Source organism: Stieleria tagensis (assembly GCF_024129865.1).
GTDB lineage: Bacteria > Planctomycetota > Planctomycetia > Pirellulales > Pirellulaceae > Stieleria > Stieleria tagensis.
In genome coordinates, this window is the sequence record NZ_JAMYFE010000147.1 from 1 (window position 1) to 5116 (window position 5116).

General features: G+C 57.7%; 5 protein-coding genes. All 5 read left to right on the forward strand.

The window, feature by feature from the left end; genetic code table 11:
* Positions 1 to 275 precede the first annotated feature (275 nt).
* The 5 genes from NHH03_RS26695 to NHH03_RS26715 all read left to right on the forward strand — a co-directional run bounded on the left by NHH03_RS26695 (position 276) and on the right by NHH03_RS26715 (position 5093).
* Positions 276 to 869, forward strand: coding sequence for a hypothetical protein (locus NHH03_RS26695; RefSeq protein WP_253161411.1), 594 nt, complete (start codon positions 276 to 278; stop codon positions 867 to 869).
* Between the two features lie 52 nt (positions 870 to 921).
* Positions 922 to 2172: a Glu/Leu/Phe/Val family dehydrogenase gene (locus NHH03_RS26700; protein WP_253161412.1), complete on the forward strand. Its 1251-nt coding sequence runs from the start codon at positions 922 to 924 to the stop codon at positions 2170 to 2172.
* Between the two features lie 197 nt (positions 2173 to 2369).
* Complete coding sequence (locus NHH03_RS26705; RefSeq protein WP_253161413.1) at positions 2370 to 2882, forward strand: hypothetical protein; 513 nt, start codon at positions 2370 to 2372, stop codon at positions 2880 to 2882.
* A gap of 342 nt (positions 2883 to 3224) precedes the next feature.
* A complete protein-coding gene (locus tag NHH03_RS26710) occupies positions 3225 to 3413 on the forward strand; it encodes a hypothetical protein (protein WP_253161414.1) in 189 nt (62 codons plus the stop codon).
* Between the two features lie 132 nt (positions 3414 to 3545).
* The gene (locus NHH03_RS26715; RefSeq protein WP_253161415.1) at positions 3546 to 5093 is read left to right on the forward strand and encodes a YifB family Mg chelatase-like AAA ATPase; all 1548 of its coding nucleotides are present in this window, start codon (positions 3546 to 3548) and stop codon (positions 5091 to 5093) included.
* The last annotated feature ends 23 nt before the right edge of the window (positions 5094 to 5116 follow it).

Here is a 5116-nt window from a genome sequence, read left to right on the forward strand (position 1 = left end):
ATTTAGGGTGTTAACGGGATCACTCGCTCACGCTTCGGGTTACCAAAAACCAATGCCCCACGCAAAAACGCTGGCTTCAAAACTGACGCGTCGGGTTAGGAAAAAACAAAGTCTGACGCGAATTCACCGCATCATGAATGTGTTCCAACCCAGCCGGCCGGAACTGCCATGATCGAAGTTGGCCACTCGCACTCTCCCCATCAACCCGCCTACTAGAGTACAACATAGGGCCGGAACATTTCCTTCATTCCCCATGACTATGTTGAGCTAATTCGATGGCAGACGATTCTCGCGACAACCACTCCACTCCCGCTCCTGCAAACCAATCTGGCGGCGGAGTTCGAAAATTGGTCCTGTTCGGTTTGCTGGCTGTGATGCTGGCCGCTTTGATTTACGATTACGCCGTGGCCCGTCCTGCGGTCAACGCTGCGTCGGACAAGATCACCGAAGCGAACTCCAAAGCCAACGGTCAAGCGATCGGGTTCTTGACGCCCGAAAAAGTCAGTGAAGTACTGGGCAAAACTCCCGTCGAGACCTTTGACGACGGATCACTGTCGGTCGAAGTCTATCATTTCCCCAGCGGATTGGTCGTCAAATCACACAAACTGTACGCCGCCTATCGCAAATCCGGCGACGAACGCATGTTCTATCAAATGTCCCTGTTCAAATACGATCCACTGTATTCCGGCGACGCTGAAAAACCCTACGTCGTGAAAACCGATCCAACCGTCGTCGAATACGAAGACGAAGCGCCCGCCGCACCGGCCAGCGAACAACCCGCCGCTGACGAACCGGCCGATGAAGCAGCCGCCGACGCCACCGAAGCGGCGCCCGCCGACGATGAACCCAAGGCGGATGCCGGCGAATGAGCCTGCGAGAGTTTTCTAAGTCGGTTCATCAGTCCCATCCGGGTGAAAGCACATGCTGGAAGAAAGTCACGTCTATTTTCACAACGCTGCTGACGTGTTGGGAATCTCCGCCAAATTGCGAGAGATCTTGTTGGCTCCCTTCCGTGTGGTAAAGGTCGCACTGGTGACCGAGGGCGACGATGGAAAACTGCAACATCACCAGGGCTACCGCGTCCAACACAATCGCGCCCGCGGCCCGATGAAAGGTGGACTGCGGTATCACCCAACGGTCGATGAAGACGAAGCGACGGCGTTGGCCAATTTGATGACTTGGAAAACCGCCGTGGTCAATGTGCCCTACGGCGGCGCCAAGGGTGGTATCAATTGCGATCCCACTCAGCTCAGTGAACGTGAACTGGACACCATCACCCGCGCCTTCGTCGGCCAGATTCAAAACGTGATCGGTCCGACCCTGGACATCCCTGCCCCCGACGTCAACACCAACGCCAAGGTGATGGGCTGGATCATGGACGAGTACTCCAAGTTCGCCGGATTTTCACCGGGTGTTGTGACCGGCAAACCGATTCATCTGTTCGGCAGCGAAGGCCGCGAGGAAGCGACCGGTCGAGGCGTGATGATCGTGCTGCAAGAAGCTCTGGCTGAACAAAAGAAAACGCTCGCGGATATCACCGTGGCGTTTCAAGGATTCGGTAACGTCGGTAGCTTTGCCGCCCAATTGATGGCCGCCGAAGGCGCCAAAGTCGTGGCCGTCGGAGATCACCTCGGGGGCGTTGCCAATGCCGATGGACTTGATGTCGAAGCACTTGTCTTATGGGCTCGCCAACATCGAACCGTCAAAGGATTTCCCGGCGGCGACGCCTTCGACAGTCAAGACGTTTTGACTTGGCAGGCCGACGTTCTGATCCCTGCGGCGCTCGGCGATGTACTGACCAAAGACAACGCCAACGATGTCCGTGCCAAAATCATCGTCGAAGCGGCCAACGCGCCGACCACACCAGAGGCCGATGCGATTTTCAAACAGCGCGGCATCCTGGTGATCCCCGATATTCTGGCCAACGCCGGGGGCGTCACAGTCAGCTATTTCGAGTGGGCACAGAACATTCAACAATTCCGCTGGGAACTCGACCGGATCCGAACCGAACTGACCCAGTACATGCGCAAAGCCTATCACTCGGTCGCCGAAATGGCCCAGAAGCACGACGTCGATCTGCGCACCGCCGCATTCGTCCTGGCGATCCAACGTGTCGGCCAAGCTGCCCTCTCCCGCCGCTGCTACACAGAAGTCAACCACCTGTCGCTGTGACAAGGCCACCGCACTAAACCCCTGCACAGTACCCCCGCACAATACCTTTGTGCAGTGAATCATCACCGATTCACAAAATCCTTCTCCTATCTGCAGATCACAACCGAAACACGTTCAACCGCTACGACCGGTCTGGTCGATGCAACCGGACAGGATACTTCCCTGTCCGTCTGCTCCTCTCAGAACCCGCGAGCCTCATGCGACGTCGACACTTTCTTTCGGTCTTGCTGTCAAACTCTGGTTTCGTCGTCGTCGCGACATCGACCACGGGTTGCGGAATGATCCTGTACCCCGAGCGGCGTGGACAGGCGCACAATCATCAGATTGACTGGAAGATTGTGGCGCTCGACGGGCTGGGACTGATCCTGTTTTTCGTGCCCGGCGTGATCGCATTTGTCGTCGACTTCTGCACCGGCACGATCTACCTGCCGGCCCATCATTCACACCATGCCGCCGGCCAGCCGCCATTGCAATCGTCGGAACAACCCTTCCAACAAATTGCGATTTCAGCGGATGAAAAACAACTGCCCAGCATCGAGCGAATCGTCAGCCAACACACCGGCCGCCACATCACGCTCAACGACGATCAGTCGCGCGTCAGTACGCTGGATCAAATCGACCAATACGATCAACGCCTTGCCGAACACAAAGCGGACCGAACGTTTGGCCAATCCATCCGCGACTTCTTCGCAAAACATCAACCCGCCTAATCCAGCCAGCATACAAACCCGCACCCACCAACGAACCCGGCACGTCACCGAGGGATTCCGCAAGCACCCCAAATCCCTCGCTGACACATTTTAAAGTTGCGCTTTTGCAATTCACTCTCCCGCCTCGCGGGCGACTAAAGAGATCGAAGCGGCAATTTGCAGAGTCATTTGAGCTGAAAAGGCTTTTCAGCACTGGCTTTAAAACTCACACGTCGGGTTGTGAAGAAAAGCGCACCTTCCAAACGGTCACCTGTTCGGGACAGGATTGCAGCGTCTAATTTTATGCCTATCAGTGGAAAGTCCGAGACGCCTGTGATGATAGCGCCCGGGTAAAATGAATCGATGCCCGATCCAAACCCCTACCGACCCACTCAAGAAATCGATCTTCCACCACCCAAGAAAAAGGGACTGTTGGAATTCTCCTGGTTCGAAAAGCTAGTGGGCTACACCTCGCTGACCATCATCGCAATCTTCATGCTTTACACCTTTGCCAACGCATTGATCGGATACCTAAACCGACTGTTTGCCTAGGGCCGTAGTGGATCGCAAGCTGGGGTGTCACGCAAAGGCAGGGGGCGCCAGATTGGGTGCCCGGTTGAATGCGGCCCCCCCAAATGTCATCATCATCCCATTCATCCGTCGGAAATTGGACACGGAGTGGGCATGCTAGCGCGACTGAAGACGTTTACGTTGTTGGGCATCGAAGCGATGCCGGTGGATGTGGAAGTCGACATCTCTCCGGCCGCGATGCCAAAAACGATCTTGGTCGGATTGCCCGACACCGCGGTCAAAGAATCCACGCACCGCGTCGAACGCGCGATCGTCAACAGCGGCTTCACCCGCCCACACGACCGCGTCGTCATCAATCTGGCACCCGGCGATCTACCCAAACAAGCCGCCTCGTTTGACCTGCCGGTCGCGCTCGGCGTGCTGGCCGGCAGCGGGCAATTGATCCCCGATCGACTGGAGCACTACGCGATCATCGGCGAACTCGCGCTCGAAGGCATGACGCGGCCGGTCAAAGGCAGCTTGTCGGTCGCGATCGAAGCGGCCAAAGACGCCGGGCTGCGAGGAATCGTGCTGCCCGCCGAAAACGCCGCCGAAGCCGCTGTCGTCGAAGACCTGGACGTGATTCCGGTCGAAAGCCTAGCCCAAGCCGTGGCCTTCTTCGCCGGCGAAATCGAGATCGCGCCGGCACCCAGCCGACTGGAACAACTGTTCGAAGAATTCAGTTCCTACGAAGTCGATTTCGCCGACGTCCGCGGCCAAGAATCCGCCAAACGCGCCGTCACCCTGGCTGCCGCCGGACGGCATAATTTGATCATGATCGGACCGCCAGGATCGGGAAAGACGATGCTGGCCAAGCGGGTGCCAACGGTGCTGCCGCAGTTGAACGCTCCCGAATCGATTGAAACCACGCGGATCTATTCGGCCATCGGTGATCTCAAAGCCGGCCAACCCTTGCTCGCACGCCGCCCCTTTCGATCGCCACACCACACCATCAGCGATGCCGGCTTGGTCGGCGGCGGCAGCCCTCCGTCGCCCGGCGAAATCAGCAAGGCGCACAACGGGATTCTATTTCTGGATGAACTGCCCGAGTTCAATCGCAAGACGCTGGAAGTCATGCGGCAGCCACTCGAAGACGGCGTGGTGACGATTTCACGAGCGCTGCGAAGCACCACCTTCCCCTCCGATTTCATGTTGGTCGCCGCCGCCAACCCCTGTCCCTGTGGTTACCGCAGTGACCCACGCCGCAACTGCAATTGCACACCACCGCAGGTCGAAAAGTACATGTCGAAAATTTCGGGTCCACTGATGGACCGGATCGACATTCACATCGAAGTCCCCGCGGTACCGTTCGAAGAACTCGCAGCGCAAACCGCCGCCGGAACCACCAGCCAACAGATGCGGGCGGACGTCGAACGAGCTCGTAGCGTGCAAGCCGAGCGTTTCGCCGACGGTCCCCAAGGCGTGCGCTACAACGCGCAGATGTCCAGCCGCCAAGTCCGCCAGCACTGCAGCCTGAACCCATCCTGTCAAAAGATGCTGCGTCACAGCGTCGAAGAGATGGGGCTTTCGGCACGCGCCCACGATAAAATCCTACGCGTCTGCCGCACCATCGCTGACGTCGCCGGCGACGAATCGATCCACGAAGTTCACTTGGCCGAAGCGATCAACTATCGCAATCTCGACCGCGATCTGTGGGTGTAACCCCAATAAAACCCCTTTCCCCT

What these genes read in the sequence shown, in the direction of transcription:
- NHH03_RS26695 (WP_253161411.1), top strand. Translation starts at nt 276, where the DNA reads ATGGCAGACGATTCTCGCGACAACCACTCCACTCCCGCTCCTGCAAAC.
- NHH03_RS26700 (WP_253161412.1), top strand. Translation starts at nt 922, where the DNA reads ATGCTGGAAGAAAGTCACGTCTATTTTCACAACGCTGCTGACGTGTTG.
- NHH03_RS26705 (WP_253161413.1), top strand. Translation starts at nt 2,370, where the DNA reads ATGCGACGTCGACACTTTCTTTCGGTCTTGCTGTCAAACTCTGGTTTC.
- NHH03_RS26710 (WP_253161414.1), top strand. Translation starts at nt 3,225, where the DNA reads ATGCCCGATCCAAACCCCTACCGACCCACTCAAGAAATCGATCTTCCA.
- NHH03_RS26715 (WP_253161415.1), top strand. Translation starts at nt 3,546, where the DNA reads ATGCTAGCGCGACTGAAGACGTTTACGTTGTTGGGCATCGAAGCGATG.